Source organism: Actinokineospora guangxiensis (genome assembly GCF_042657845.1).
Classification (GTDB): Bacteria; Actinomycetota; Actinomycetes; order Mycobacteriales; family Pseudonocardiaceae; genus Actinokineospora; species Actinokineospora guangxiensis.
On the sequence record NZ_JBHSKF010000018.1, the window covers coordinates 52,873 to 65,467 of the forward strand.

The 12,595-nt window shown below is 72.8% G+C and carries 15 protein-coding genes; 6 read left to right on the forward strand and 9 right to left on the reverse strand.

Annotated elements, in window-relative coordinates:
* Positions 1-16: 16 nt before the first annotated feature.
* The 4 genes from ACFPM7_RS26785 to wzm all read right to left on the reverse strand — a co-directional run bounded on the left by ACFPM7_RS26785 (position 17) and on the right by wzm (position 3,003).
* Positions 17-277: a hypothetical protein gene (locus ACFPM7_RS26785; protein WP_378250569.1), complete on the reverse strand. Its 261-nt coding sequence runs from the start codon at positions 275-277 to the stop codon at positions 17-19.
* A gap of 90 nt (positions 278-367) precedes the next feature.
* Positions 368-1,261, reverse strand: coding sequence for a galactofuranosyltransferase GlfT1 (gene glfT1, locus ACFPM7_RS26790; protein WP_378250570.1), 894 nt, complete (start codon positions 1,259-1,261; stop codon positions 368-370).
* Positions 1,262-1,281: 20 nt separating this feature from the next.
* Positions 1,282-2,073: a galactan export ABC transporter ATP-binding subunit Wzt/RfbE gene (wzt, locus tag ACFPM7_RS26795; RefSeq protein ID WP_378250702.1), complete on the reverse strand. Its 792-nt coding sequence runs from the start codon at positions 2,071-2,073 to the stop codon at positions 1,282-1,284.
* 15 nt (positions 2,074-2,088) lie between these two features.
* The gene (gene wzm / locus ACFPM7_RS26800) at positions 2,089-3,003 is read right to left on the reverse strand and encodes a galactan export ABC transporter permease subunit Wzm/RfbD (RefSeq protein ID WP_378250571.1); all 915 of its coding nucleotides are present in this window, start codon (positions 3,001-3,003) and stop codon (positions 2,089-2,091) included.
* A 105-nt stretch (positions 3,004-3,108) separates the two neighbouring features.
* Here wzm and ACFPM7_RS26805 point away from each other — a divergent pair, with 105 nt between their 5' ends.
* From ACFPM7_RS26805 to pseI, 3 genes are read left to right on the forward strand one after another with little or no spacing between them, the layout of a single operon-like run.
* Positions 3,109-3,768: a hypothetical protein gene (locus ACFPM7_RS26805; protein WP_378250572.1), complete on the forward strand. Its 660-nt coding sequence runs from the start codon at positions 3,109-3,111 to the stop codon at positions 3,766-3,768.
* Between the two features lie 22 nt (positions 3,769-3,790).
* Positions 3,791-4,231: a hypothetical protein gene (locus tag ACFPM7_RS26810; RefSeq protein WP_378250573.1), complete on the forward strand. Its 441-nt coding sequence runs from the start codon at positions 3,791-3,793 to the stop codon at positions 4,229-4,231.
* Positions 4,228-5,274 carry a pseudaminic acid synthase gene (pseI, locus tag ACFPM7_RS26815; RefSeq protein ID WP_378250574.1) on the forward strand — a complete coding sequence of 349 codons (1,047 nt, stop codon included), beginning with the start codon at positions 4,228-4,230 and terminating at the stop codon, positions 5,272-5,274. Before ACFPM7_RS26810 ends, pseI begins: the two co-directional genes overlap by 4 nt.
* Before the next feature lie 63 nt (positions 5,275-5,337).
* On the opposite strand, the gene ACFPM7_RS26820 is transcribed toward pseI, so the two are convergent.
* The 3 genes from ACFPM7_RS26820 to pseB all read right to left on the reverse strand — a co-directional run bounded on the left by ACFPM7_RS26820 (position 5,338) and on the right by pseB (position 7,654).
* Entirely contained in the window at positions 5,338-5,490 is a 153-nt protein-coding gene (locus tag ACFPM7_RS26820; protein ID WP_378250575.1) for an HD domain-containing protein, read from the reverse strand.
* A gap of 72 nt (positions 5,491-5,562) precedes the next feature.
* The gene (locus ACFPM7_RS26825) at positions 5,563-6,684 is read right to left on the reverse strand and encodes a DegT/DnrJ/EryC1/StrS family aminotransferase (protein ID WP_378250576.1); all 1,122 of its coding nucleotides are present in this window, start codon (positions 6,682-6,684) and stop codon (positions 5,563-5,565) included.
* Positions 6,677-7,654, reverse strand: a complete 978-nt coding sequence (gene pseB, locus ACFPM7_RS26830) for a UDP-N-acetylglucosamine 4,6-dehydratase (inverting) (RefSeq protein ID WP_378250703.1) — start codon at positions 7,652-7,654, stop codon at positions 6,677-6,679. The genes ACFPM7_RS26825 and pseB overlap by 8 nt, the downstream gene beginning before the upstream one ends.
* 52 nt (positions 7,655-7,706) lie before the next feature.
* Here pseB and ACFPM7_RS26835 point away from each other — a divergent pair, with 52 nt between their 5' ends.
* Both ACFPM7_RS26835 and ACFPM7_RS26840 read left to right on the forward strand, forming a co-directional pair.
* Positions 7,707-8,426, forward strand: coding sequence for a cytidylyltransferase domain-containing protein (locus ACFPM7_RS26835; RefSeq protein ID WP_378250577.1), 720 nt, complete (start codon positions 7,707-7,709; stop codon positions 8,424-8,426).
* Positions 8,423-9,721, forward strand: coding sequence for a GNAT family N-acetyltransferase (locus ACFPM7_RS26840; protein WP_378250578.1), 1,299 nt, complete (start codon positions 8,423-8,425; stop codon positions 9,719-9,721). The genes ACFPM7_RS26835 and ACFPM7_RS26840 overlap by 4 nt, the downstream gene beginning before the upstream one ends.
* Positions 9,722-9,747: 26 nt before the next feature.
* Here the strand turns inward: ACFPM7_RS26840 and ACFPM7_RS26845 are convergent, their stop codons facing one another.
* Positions 9,748-10,281, reverse strand: a complete 534-nt coding sequence (locus tag ACFPM7_RS26845; RefSeq protein ID WP_378250579.1) for a bacterial proteasome activator family protein — start codon at positions 10,279-10,281, stop codon at positions 9,748-9,750.
* A 68-nt stretch (positions 10,282-10,349) separates the two neighbouring features.
* Here ACFPM7_RS26845 and ACFPM7_RS26850 point away from each other — a divergent pair, with 68 nt between their 5' ends.
* A complete protein-coding gene (locus ACFPM7_RS26850) occupies positions 10,350-11,543 on the forward strand; it encodes a cysteine desulfurase-like protein (RefSeq protein WP_378250580.1) in 1,194 nt (397 codons plus the stop codon).
* Here the strand turns inward: ACFPM7_RS26850 and ACFPM7_RS26855 are convergent.
* The gene (locus ACFPM7_RS26855; protein ID WP_378250581.1) at positions 11,526-12,488 is read right to left on the reverse strand and encodes an NAD(P)H-quinone oxidoreductase; all 963 of its coding nucleotides are present in this window, start codon (positions 12,486-12,488) and stop codon (positions 11,526-11,528) included. The genes ACFPM7_RS26850 and ACFPM7_RS26855 overlap by 18 nt on opposite strands.
* Positions 12,489-12,595: the final 107 nt, after the last annotated feature.

Below are 12,595 nucleotides of genomic sequence, written 5' to 3' on the forward strand. Positions count from 1 at the left end.
CCGGCTCGCAGAGCCGCTAGCCGCCGAAGCCGGTCCCGCGCCGGGGGATGCCGTACGCGTCGTGGTTGCGGGGCAGCTCGTCGATGTGGGCGGTGGCCACCTGCCCGAAGTTGATGGCCACGGTGCGGCCGTCGGCCAGTTCGGGGCTGTCCACGCCCGCCGACCCCATAAGGACGGGCAGACGGGACACCAGGCTCTTGGCGGACTTCTCGGACAGGGCGAACACCAGCGGCTCGGCGCGGCCGGCCAGGTGCAGGATCAGCGCGTGGTTGCTCATGGACACGACTCGACCACGCCCGCCCGCGCGCGGCAAGGCGGTTCAGCCGTGAGCGGATCAGCCGACGGCGGAACCCGCGGCGGTGACGGGTCAGATGCGGAAGAACTGCTCCTTGCGCCCCTTGCGGACCAGCTTCAGCCAGTCGAGGAACGCCTTCGGGTCGCGCTTGGTGCCGATGAAGTATAGCCCGAAGCGGACGACCTCCAGCAGCCCGATCTTGCGCATGCCCGGCTGCGCCATCAGGTAGCCGCGGTTGCGGTAGGTGTAGTACCGCTTGACCTCGTTCTCCGGGTCTTGGGCGTGCAGCTTGCCGAACAGCATCGGCTTGAACTCATCCGAGCCGTCCGGGTGCAGGTAGGCGACCTTCAGGCAGGTGCCGAACGGCAGCCCGGAGCGCACCAGCCGCCGGTGCACCTCGACCTCGTCGCCGCGGAAGAACAGCCGGTAGTCGGGCACGCCGACCACGTCCAGCGTGCTCGCCCGGAACAGCGCGCCGTTGAACAGCGAGGCGATCCCGGGCAGGAAGTCCGCGCCCAGCTCGCCGGTCGTGCGCTTCCAGGTCAGGCCCCGGCGCAGCGGGAAGGCCAGCTTCTCCGGGGTGTCGATGTTGGTCACCACCGGCGAGACCGCGGCCAGGCCGCGCCTCTCGGCGACCTCCAGCAGCACCTTGAGCACCGAGTCGTCGGCGGGGCGGCCGTCGTCGTCGGCCAGCCACACCCACTCCGCGCCCATGGCCAGCGCGTGCAGCATGCCCAGGGCGAAGCCGCCCGCGCCCCCCAGGTTGCGGTGCGAGGCCAGGTAGGTGGCGGGCACCCCGCACGACTCCACGATGTCGCGGGCCGGGTCGTCGGGGCCGTTGTCGACCACGATGAGGTGCTCCGGCGGCCGGGTCTGGGCGGCCACCATCTTCAGCGACTCCGCGAGCAGCGCCCGCCGGTGCCTGGTGACCACGACGGCCACGACCGAACCGGCCGGGAGCCGCACATCCGCACCACTGGCGCTGTTCATCCGGTGTGGCCGAGCCTTTCCAGGGTCTCCGCGCTCATGTGCTCGAAGGGGTCGCGGCCCTTGTAGGCCGTGAGCACCTCGCGCAGCGAGCCGTGCATCTTGATCCGGCCCTCGTCCATCCAGATGGCGCTGTCGCACAGCTCGAACAGCAGGTCGTCGGAATGCGAGGCGAACACCAGCATGCCGGAGCGGCGCACGAGGTCGACGAGGCGGTCCCTGGCCTTGGCCATGAACGCCGCGTCGACGGCGCCGATGCCCTCGTCCAGCAGCAGGATCTCCGGGTCGATGGAGGTGACCACGCCCAGCGCCAGGCGCACCCGCATGCCGGTGGAGTAGGTGCGCAGCGGCAGGTGCAGGTAGTCGCCCAGCTCGGTGAACTGGGAGATGTCCTCGACCCGCGCCTCCATCTCCTTGCGGTTCATGCCCAGGAACAGGCCCCGGATCATGATGTTCTCCAGGCCGGAGATCTCCGGGTCCATGCCGACCGCGAGGTCGAACACCGGCGCGATCTTGCCGTTGATCCTGGCGGTGCCCCTGGTGGGCTCGTAGATGCCCGAGAGCAGCCGCAGCAGCGTGGACTTGCCCGCGCCGTTGTGGCCGACCAGGGCGACCCGGTCGCCCTCCTTGAGGGTCAGGCTGATGTCGTGCAGGGCCTCGATGATCGGGACCTTGGCCTCGGTGCCGATCTTGCCGCCGACCTTGCCCAGGACGGCCTTCTTCAGCGACCGCGTCTTGGCGTCGAAGATCGGGAAGTCCACTGAGGCGTTGGCGACCTCGATGTTGACCATGTCGGGGAGCCTCACTCAGACCCAGTAGGAAACACGGGCACGGTAGTTCCGCATCGCGAGCAGCGCCAGTGCCCAGCCCACGACGGTGATGCCGAGCACGACCGCCCAGTGGTGCCAGCTCTGCTCGCTGCCGATCAGCGGCGCGCGCAGGATCTGGATGAAGTGGTAGAGCGGGTTCAGCTCGGCCACGAGCACCTGCCAGCTGCCGGTCTGCTCGAACTTCTGGGTCAGGATGTCGACCGGCCAGACGATCGGCGTGACGAAGAACAGCAGCTGCGTCAGCGCGGAGATGACCTGCGGGATGTCGCGGTAGCGGGTGCTGATGATGCCGAACAGCAGCGCCACCCAGGTGCCGTTGACGGCGATCAGCGCGAACGCCGGGAAGGCCAGCACAAAGGTCCAGTCCAGTCCGGGCTGGGGGGCTCCGCCGGGGGTCAGCGCGTAGCCGTCCTGGGTGAGGTCGCCGAAGAAGATGGCCACCACGACCAGGTAGACGAGCAGGTTGTGGGCGAACATCAGGGTGAGCCGCCACACCGTGCGCAGCGCGTAGACCGTCAACGGGGCGGGCAGGTGCTTGATCAGGCCCTCGTTCGAGATGAACGTGTCCGAGCCCTCGACCATGCAGCCGAGCATGAAGTTCCAGACGATGAACCCGACCGTCAGGTACGGCAGGAACGTGCCGACCGGGATCTGGAACAGCTGCGAGTAGAGCAGGCCGAGGCCCGCCGCGGTGACGGCCATGCTCAGCGTGATCCACAGCGGGCCGATCACCGACCTGCGGTAGCGCTGCTTGATGTCCTGCCAGCCCAGATAGGCCCACAGCTCGCGCTGGGCGAACCCGCGCCGGATGTCGGAGAGTGCCGCCGGGAAGTTGCGCCCGGCGTGGACCACGGTCACCGGCGGCTCCTCCACCACGCTGGTTGCTTGCACGGGGGACGAGACTACCGGCGGGATGTCACCCACATGTGCGGGTGGGGTCCGCGAGCCGTGGTTGTACTCCGAAGGGCGGCTTGTCCAGTGGGGTAGCGTCCGCCTGTGGTCCCCGTCACCGGTGGGCCGAGCCTGCTCAAGCAGCTGCTCGACGCCTACGCAGAACACCCCGGCCCGCGCTCGGTCGCGGTCGTCGGCAACATGCCGTTGGAGCCCGATGCCGACCGGGCCAAAGCCGTCGACGCCTGCGACCTGGTGATCCGGGTCAACGGTTTCGTGCAGGACGAGCCGGGCGCCCCGCCCGCCGTCGGCACCCGCTGCCACGTCGTGGTGTTCAACCGGGCCGTGCGCGCCACCCCGTGGCTGTTCCGGGACTACCGGCGCAGGCTCTACCTGATGGTCGAGCCCGGCAGGCTGCACTGGGAGCCGGACCTGCTGCCCGGCTGGTGGCCGCCGGACCTGGGCCTGGTGCCGGTCTCCAACCGCGACGTGACGCTGCCGCTGTCCGACGCCGTCGGCATCAACTCGCGCGAGGACGCGGCGTGGTCGACCACCGGCACGATGGCCGCCTGGATCGCGCGCACCTGCTTCCCCGAGGCCGAGCTCTTGCTCACCGGGTTCTCCTTCATCGATGATCCCCACCAGACCTCGTGGGAGCACGCGTCCGGTGACTCGTGCATCGTGGGGCCAGAGCACCGCATCGCCGCGGAGGGGCGGCTGCTCGACTCGTGGACCAAGACCAGCCGCACCCGGCTGCTTCGCTGAAGTGGGAACAATGCGAGACACCGTGCGAGACACCGTCCGAGACAATGTCAACGCCGCCGTCGCCGGTCTGCGCGGCAAGCTCAGCGACCGTGTCGCCCGGCTCATCGACTTCCGGATCGGCCTGGCCACCGAGCACCGCCTGGCCGACCACGACCGCAGGCTCGGCGACATCGGCGGCCGGGTGGACGAGCACGGCCACCGCCTGGAGCACACCCAGCGGCTGCAGGAGTGGAGCGCCAACGAGCTGGAGCGGGTGATCCCGCAGGTCGCCAGCTTCGAGACCCGCCTCGCCGCGATCGAGGACCTGCTGGCCGCCGTGCCCGCGGGCGACGCCGAGCAGGTCGCCCAGGCCCGCTCGCTCATCGAGGAGATCCGCCGCGAGCACGCCCAGATCCGGGTCCGGCTGACCGGCGTCGCCCAGTACGAGGAGCGGCTCGGCAGGCTGGAGGAGAGGCAGGCGTGAGCGTGCGCATCGGCGGGCACGCGATCGGACCCGAGCACCGCCCGTTCGTCATCGCGGAGATGTCGGGCAACCACAACGGCTCCCTCGACCGCGCCCTGGAGATCGTGGACGCGGTCGCGGCGTCGGGCGCGCAGGCGCTCAAGCTGCAGACCTACACCCCCGACACGATCACCATCGACGTCGACACCCCGGCCTTCCGCGTCTCCGACGGCCACGAGCTGTGGGGCGGGGAGACGCTGTACTCGCTCTACCAGCGCGCCCACACCCCCTGGGGCTGGCACGAACCGATCTTCGAGCGGGCCCGCTCGCACGGCCTGGTGGCCTTCTCCAGCCCGTTCGACCCGACCGCGGTGGAACTGCTGGAGCTGCTCGGCGCCCCGGCGTACAAGATCGCCTCATCGGAGCTGGTCGACCTGCCCCTGGTCGAGCGCTGCGCCCGCACCGGCAAGCCGCTGATCATCTCCACCGGCATGGGCTCGGTGTCGGAGATCACCGCCGCGGTGGACACCGCCCGCGCCGCGGGCAACGACCAGATCGTCGTGCTCGGCTGCACGGCCTCCTACCCCGCCGACCCCGCCGAGAGCGACCTGCGCGGCCTGCCCCTGCTGGCGGGCGCGACCGGCACCCTGGTCGGCCTGTCCGACCACACCCCGGGCATCGGCGCCCCGCTGGCCGCGGTGGCCCTCGGCGCGTGCGTCATCGAGAAGCACGTCACGCTGTCGCGTGAGGACGGTGGCGTCGACAGCGCCTTCTCCCTGGAGCCCGCCGAACTGGCGTCGCTGGTCGTGGAGAGCGAGCGCGCGTGGTCGGCCCTCGGCCAGGCCCGCATCGGCGCCAAGCCCAGCGAACGCGAGGGCCTGCGCCTGCGCCGCTCCCTGTACGTCGTCGCCGACGTCCACCAGGGCGACCCGGTGACCAGGGAGAACGTCCGCTCGATCCGCCCGGCGGGCGGCCTGCCCACGGCGATGCTGGAGGACCTCCTCGGCCGCACCTTCCGCGCGGACGCGGCCAAGGGCACACCGATGAGCTGGGACCTGGTCTGAGAGGACCTAGGACTTCGGCCTGGGCCGCGAGACCGGCACGAGTGCGGAATCCCGGGATGGCATTCAGGCCGATCCGTCGCATTCCGCGTCGAACTGGCGCAGGAAGCCGACCATGACCTGGTGCCTCGCCTCGGCCAGCCTGCGACCGTGGTCGGTGTTCACGCGGTCCCTGAGCAGTAGCAGCTTCTCGTGGAAATGGTCGATGCTGGTTCCCACCGCGGATCAACAGGCCGCCCGCGGATGCGGAGGAGTGCTGGTCGCGACCGAACTCGGGTGCCTCGAACTTCCTCAGACCCCGAAGAACGCCCGCGTGGCCGCGATGACGCGGTCGGTGTCGGCGTCGGACATGTCCGGGAACAGGGGCAGGGAGAGCTGCTCGGCGTAGAAGCGCTCGGCCACCGGGCACTGGCCGCGCTGGTAGCCCAGGTCCTCGAACACCGGGTGCCAGTACGCCGGGATGTAGTTGACCTGCACCAGCACCCCCGAAGCCCGCAGGTGCTCGTACAGCGCCCGCCTGCGCCCCTCCAGCACGCGCACCGCGTACAGGTGCCACATCGGGTCGGCGTCGGGGTGGCGGGTCGGCAGACGCAGGCCCGCGATGTCGGCGAGGCCGTCGCCGTAGCGCGCGACGATCGCGGCGCGGCGGGACTTGAAGGCGGCGAGGCGGGCCAGTTGGCTGCTGCCGAGCGCGCACAGCACGTCCGGCAGGCGGTAGTTGAGGCCGAACTCGTGGACCTCCTGGTGCCAGCCGCCCTCGTCCGGGTGCCGCTGCTCGGCGCGGTCGCGGACCAGGCCGTGGTTGCGGAAGCGGCGGGCGCGCTCCAGCAGGGCGGGGTCGGCGGCGGTGACCGCGCCGCCCTCGCCGGTGGTGAGGTTCTTGGTGGGGAAGAAGGAGAACGTGGTCACGTCGGCCAGGGAGCCGACCGGGCGGCCGCGCCAGGTCCCGCCGACGGAGTGCGCGGCGTCGGCCAGCAGCAGGGCGTCGGCGGGGCGCAAGGCGTCGTAGTCGGCGGGGTGGCCGGCGTAGTCGACCGCCGAGACCACCCTCGTGCGGGAGGTGACGGCGGCGGCAGCGGCGGCCGGGTCCAGGGTCAGGTGCTCGTCCTCGACGTCGGCAAAGACCACGGTGGCGCCGTGCAGCGCCGCCGTCGCCGCGGTCGCCACGAACGTCATCGGCGCGCACACCACCTCGTCGCCCGGTCCGACGCCCGCGGCCGCGTAGGCCACATGCAGCGCCGCCGTGCCCGAGGTGACGGCCACCGCGGGCGCGCCCGCCCACGCGGCGAGGTCCGCCTCGAACCGGGTCACCGCGGGGCCGGTGGTCAGCCAGTCCCCGCGCAGCACGGCCGCGACGGCGGCGATGTCGGACTCGTCGACCGACTGGCGGCCGTAGGGCAGCGCCTCACCCATGCTGTTCGACCAGGGCGCGCAGGTCCTCGTCGTTCAGCCACAGGTCGTTGGTGTCGGAGCGGTAGGCGAAGCCCTCGGGCACCGCGACGCCCTCGGCGGGCGGCTCGTAGCCCCAGCCCGCGATGTGCGGCATGACGATGTAGCGGTCGCCGTGCAGCAGGGTCCGGCGCGCGTCGTCGGGGGCGATCATCTCCTCGTGCAGCTTCTCGCCCGGCCGCACGCCGATCTCCTTCATCGGGCTGCCCGGCGCGATCACCCTGGCCAGATCGACCAGCCGCATGCTGGGGATGCGCGGCACGTACAGCTCGCCGCCGTTCATCTGCTCGAAGCTGTCCACCACGAACCGCACCGCCTGCGGCAGCGTGATCCAGAACCGGGTCATCCGCATGTCGGTGATCGGCAGCGCCTCGCCGCGCTCGGCCAGCGCCCGGAAGAACGGGATGACGCTGCCGCGCGAGCCCATCACATTGCCGTAGCGCACCACGCAGAAGCGGGTCGGGTGCCCGGCGGCGTAGTGGTTGGCGCTGATGAACATCCGGTCGGCGCACAGCTTGGTCGCGCCGTAGAGGTTGATCGGGCTCGACGCCTTGTCGGTGGACAGCGCGACCACGCGCTTGACCCCGCAGTCGATGGCGGCCTCGATGACGTTCTGCGAGCCGTGCACGTTGGTCTGCACGAACTCGAAGGCGTTGTACTCGCCCGTGTCGACCTGCTTGAGCGCCGCGGCGTGCACGACGTAGTCCACCCCGCGCATCGCGCGCTCCAGCCTGCGCCGGTCGCGGATGTCGCCGATGAACCAGCGCAGCCGCGGGTCGTCGCCGAACTCCTTGCGCGCCTCGTACTGCTTCAGCTCGTCGCGGCTGAGCACGATCACCTTCGCGGGGTCCAGCTCGGCGAGGGCGTGGCTGATGAACGCCTTGCCGAAGGAGCCGGTCCCCCCGGTCAGCAGAATGCTGGACCCCTTGAGCATCGCGCCCTCCCGCTCGTACGCACTGCCGGTGCACCCGGCGCGGTGGGCCATCATGGCACCCGTGCGCGTGAACGCCGTCATCCAGGCTCGGATGTCCTCGACCCGCCTGCCCGGCAAGGTCCTGCGCGACCTGGGCGGCCTGCCGGTGCTGGGCTGGGTCGTGCGGGCCGTGCGCGAGGCGGCCTCGGTCGGCGAGGTCGTCGTCGCCACCTCGGACGACGCCTCCGACGACCCGGTCGCCGAGGCCGCCGCGGGCTTCGGCGCGCACGTCGTGCGCGGCCCTCTCGACGACGTGCTGGCCCGCTTCCTGCTCGCCGTGGACGCCCACCCGTGCGACGCCGTGCTGAGGATCACCGCCGACTGCCCCCTGCACGACCCCGTGCTCCTGGACCAGGTCGTCGGCCTGTGGCTGGCCGACCCGGCGCTGCACTACGCGAGCACGACGCTGGTGCGCACGCTGCCGCGCGGCTACGACGCCGAGGTCGTGCGCACCGACGTGCTGCGCGAGCAGGCCCGCGTGCCGCGCGGCCCGCACCGCGAGCACGTCACCTCCGGGGTCTACACCGACCCGGCGCACCGCTGCGCCGGCGTGGTCGCCGCCCCGCCCGCCGACGACCTGCGCGTGACCCTCGACACCGAGCAGGACGCCGCCGTCATCGCGGGCGTGGTCGCCGCCATCGGGCGCGCGGGCTGGCGCGAGGTCGTCGCCCACCTGCGGGCCCACCCCGAGCTGGCGGCGCTCAACGCCGAGGTCGAGCAGGTGCGCCCGTGACCTCGCTGCTGCTGCGCGCCGACGCGGGACCGGGCGTCGGCGTCGGCCACCTGGCGCGCTGCGCCGCCGTCGCCGAGGAGGCGCTCGCCCGCGGCTGGGACGTCACCCTCGCCGGGACGTTCACCGGCGCGGACTGGCTGCTCGCCCAGCTGCCCGGCGTCGAGGTCCGCCCCGACTGGGCGCCCGCCGACGTGGTCCACATCGACCACTACGGCGAGATCACCCCATCGCCCTCGCTGGTGGTGTCGATGGAGGACGGGCCGTTCGGCCGCCGCCGCGCCGACATCGCCGTCGACGCCAACCTGGCCCGGTCGGACCGCCCGGACGACGGCACCCCGCTCGTCCTGCGCGGCCCGGTGTACGCGCCGCTGCGCTCGGCGGTCCGCGCCGCGCGCGGCCTGCCCAGGCCCGCGCGCGAGCGGCCCAGGGTGGTCGTGTCGATGGGCGGCGGCGCGGCGGCCGAGCACGTCGAGGCCGCGGTGGCCGCGATCCTCTCGACCGGCGTCCCCGCCGACGTCCTCGCCATCTCCGCCCAGGCCATCTCCGCCCGGCCCGGCGTGGAGTACTCCGGCCCCCGCACCGACCTGCCCGCCCTGCTCGCCGACGCCGACCTGGTGGTGAGCGCCGCGGGCGTCACGCTGCTGGAGCTGTGCTGCATCGGCGTCCCCACGGCCCTGGTGGTCATCGCCGAGAACCAGCGCCCCGGCTACACCGCCGCCCTGGACCGAGGCGTCGCCGTCGGCCTCCCCGACCTGCCCGCCCTGCTCGCCGACCCCGCCGCCCGCGCCCGCACGGCCGCCGCCGCCCGCCGCGCCGTCGACGGCCACGGCGCCCGCCGCCTCCTCAACGCCGTCGCGGGCATCACCCTGCGCCGGGCCACCCCCGCCGACTCCGACCTGCTGCTCACCTGGCGCAACGACCCGACGACCCGCCGCTGGTCGCTCACCCAGGACCCCGTCCCCGTCGAGGACCACCGCCGCTGGCTGGCGAAAGCCCTCACCGACCGGGTCCTGCTCGTCGCCGAGGAGCGCGGCACCCCCGTCGGCACCGTCCGCTTCGACCCCCGAGCCCCGGGCGAAGCCGAGGTCAGCATCACCCTCGCCCCCACCGCCCGAGGCCGCTCCCTGGCCAGGCCGGTCCTGGAGGCGGCCCACGACGAACTCCCCGGCGTCCGGTTCCTGGCCCTGATCCACCGGGACAACCACGTGTCCCGCCGCCTCTTCGCCGCCGCCGGCTACCGCCCGGCGGGCCTGCCCCCGGACGGCCCCTTCGAGGTCACCGTCCGGGAGCCCTGAGGACTACAGGTACTGCCCGGTGCGGACTACAGGTACTGCCCGGTGCCGCGGATGTGCGGACCCTCCGGCATCGCGGGCCCCTGCCCGGCGGGCAGCCCGCGCCGCATCTGCTCCAGCTGCACGCGCGCCGCCATCTGCTGGGCGAACAGCGCCGTCTGGATGCCGTGGAAAAGGCCCTCCAGCCACCCGACCAGCTGCGCCTGCGCGATCCGCAGCTCCGCGTCCGAGGGCGCGTTCTCCTCGGTGAAGGGCAGCGACAGCCGCTCCAGCTCCTCGCGCAGCTCGGGGGCGAGGCCGTCCTCCAGCTCCTTGATGGAGCGGGTGTGGATCTCGCGCAAGCGGTTGCGGCTGGCCTCGTCCAGGGGAGCGGCGCGCACCTCCTCCAGCAGCTGCTTGATCATGGTGCCGATGCGCATGACCTTGGCGGGCTGCTCGACCATGTCGCCGACGGACTCGCTCTCGGCGCCGTCGTCGCCGATGCGGGCGGCGCCCAGCGGGGTGCCGTCGGGGCCCACCACCATCACGTGCTGGGACTGGTCCTGGCTCTCCGGGTCGCTCATGACTGCGAGGGTAGCCGCCGCGCGGACCCGCGAAACGATCGATCTCGGGCGTGCGTACGGTGTGGCGCATGGCCTTCGACGTCGCTCGAATTCGCGGGCTCTTCCCCGCGCTGGGTGATGGCTGGGTGCACCTGGACACCCCGGCGGGCATGCAAGTCCCCGAACAGGTGGCCACAGCGGTGTCGACGGCCCTGCGCGCGCCGGTCTCCGGTCCCGGCGGCTCCTTCCCGGCCTCCCAGCGCGCCGAGGCGATCGAGGACGCCGCCCGCCGCGCCGTCGCCGACCTGGTGGGCGCCGACGCCGCCGGGGTGGTGCTCGGGCCCAACCCCGCGGTGCTGCTCGACCGGCTGGCCGAGGCGGTCGGCGAGCGCTGGCTCGCGGGCGACGAGGTGGTGCTCTCCCGGCTGGACCACCAGGCCAACACCGCGCCCTGGCTGCGGGTGGCGCAGCGGGCGGGCGTGACCGTGCGCTGGGCCGAGATCGACATCGAGACCTGCGAGCTGCCCGCCTGGCAGTACGAGAACCTGATCTCGCACCGGACCAAGGTCGTCGCGGTGACCGCGGCCTCCGGGGCCGTCGGCACCCGGCCCGACCTCGCCAAGATCGTCGCCCAGGCGAAGGCGCACGGTGCGTTCGTCGTGGTCGACGCGTGCGCTGCCGCGCCGTCGGTGCCGCTGGACATCGCCGCGCTCGGCGCCGACGTCGTCGCGGTGTCGGCGAGCGCGTGGGGCGGCCCCGCGGTCGCCGCGCTCGCCTTCGCCGACCCGGCCGCGCTCGACCGGCTCCCGGCCAGCTCGCTGGACCCGAGGGCGGTCGGCCCGCGCAGGCTGGAGCTGGGCGGGCACGCCTACCCGCTGCTGGCGGGCCTGGTCGCCTCGGTGGACTACCTCGCCGACCTCGACGACGCCGCCGCGGGCACCCGCCGCGAGCGCCTCGCGGTCTCGATCAGCTCGGCCAAGAGCTACCAGGCCGGGCTGCTCTCCCGGCTGATCGGCGACCTGCGGCTGCTGCGCCACGTCATGGTCATCGGCGACGCGATGCGCCGCGTCCCCGCGCTCGCCTTCACCGTCGCCGACCGCAAGGCGGCCGAGGTGGTCGAGCACCTCGCCGAGCACGGCATCTGCGCCTTCGCCGACGACACCCCCAGCGGCGTGTTCGCCACCCTGGGCGTCGGCGAGGTCGGCGGCGCGGTGCGCGTGGGCCTGGCCCACTACACGACCGCCGTCGAGGTCGACCAGCTCGTCTCAGCCCTCGACCGCTAGCACCAGCTTCCCGAACACCCCGCCCGCCTCCAGCATCCGGTGGGCGTCGGCGGCGCGCGCCAGCGGCAGCACCTCGTGCACGACCGGGCGCACCGCGCCGTCGGCGACCAGCGGCCACACGTGCTCGGCGACCGCGGCGCAGATCGCGCCCTTCTCCTCGACCGGCCGGTATCGCAGGCCGGTCGCGGTGACCGTCGCGTTCTTGGCCAGCACCGCGCCGATGTCCAGCTCGGCGCGTGTTCCGCCCTGCATTCCGATCACCACGAGCCGCCCGCCGCGGGCCAGCGCGGCGATGTTGCGGGCGAGGTATTTCGCGCCCATGTTGTCGAGGATGACGTCGGCGGAGATCTCTTTCTCGAATTCCGCCGTGCGGTAATCCAGCGTGACGTCGGCCCCCAATTCGGCGCAGCGCGTGAGCCGTTCGGCAGAACCGGCGGTGACGGCCACCGTCGCCCCCAGCGCCTTGCCCACCTGGATGGCGTGCGTGCCCACCCCGCCCGCGCCGCCGTGCACCAGCAGCGTCTCGCCGACGCCGAGCCGCGCTGTCATGACCACGTTGGACCAGACCGTGCACGCCACCTCCGGCAGCGCCGCCGCGGTCACCAGGTCCACACCGGACGGTACGGGCATGAGCTGCGCGGCCGGGACCGCCACCAGCTCGGCGTATCCGCCGCCGGCGAGCAGCGCGCACACCGGGTCACCGACGGACCACCCTGTGACGCCGTCGCCCAGTTCCGCCACCGTGCCCGAGCACTCCAGGCCGACGATGCCGCTGGCTCCCCCGGGCGGGGGGTAGAAACCCTTCCGCTGCAAGAGGTCGGCCCGGTTGACCGCGGTGGCTGCGACCCGCACCAGCACCTCGCCGGGGCCGGGTGCCGGATCGGGGACCGCCGAGGGGACCAGCGCATCGGGACCGCCGGGCTCGGTAACGATTATCGCCTGCATAACGACCACCGTAATCGGAAAGCAGTCGTGTCACAGTCGCAGATGAACACTTGACCCGGGCGGGTTGACAAGCGAGAGTCACGCTCGCCGGAATTGCCGCGCTTCGG

Bases quoted from the DNA above. Each gene is read 5' to 3' on its own strand.
- wzt (WP_378250702.1), bottom strand. From the start codon at position 2,073: ATGGTCAACATCGAGGTCGCCAACGCCTCAGTGGACTTCCCGATCTTC.
- ACFPM7_RS26785 (WP_378250569.1), bottom strand. From the start codon at position 277: ATGAGCAACCACGCGCTGATCCTGCACCTGGCCGGCCGCGCCGAGCCG.
- pseB (WP_378250703.1), bottom strand. From the start codon at position 7,654: ATGCTCAAGGGGTCCAGCATTCTGCTGACCGGGGGGACCGGCTCCTTC.
- ACFPM7_RS26855 (WP_378250581.1), bottom strand. From the start codon at position 12,488: ATGCAGGCGATAATCGTTACCGAGCCCGGCGGTCCCGATGCGCTGGTC.
- ACFPM7_RS26825 (WP_378250576.1), bottom strand. From the start codon at position 6,684: ATGGGTGAGGCGCTGCCCTACGGCCGCCAGTCGGTCGACGAGTCCGAC.
- ACFPM7_RS26850 (WP_378250580.1), top strand. From the start codon at position 10,350: ATGGCCTTCGACGTCGCTCGAATTCGCGGGCTCTTCCCCGCGCTGGGT.
- ACFPM7_RS26835 (WP_378250577.1), top strand. From the start codon at position 7,707: ATGGCACCCGTGCGCGTGAACGCCGTCATCCAGGCTCGGATGTCCTCG.
- ACFPM7_RS26845 (WP_378250579.1), bottom strand. From the start codon at position 10,281: ATGAGCGACCCGGAGAGCCAGGACCAGTCCCAGCACGTGATGGTGGTG.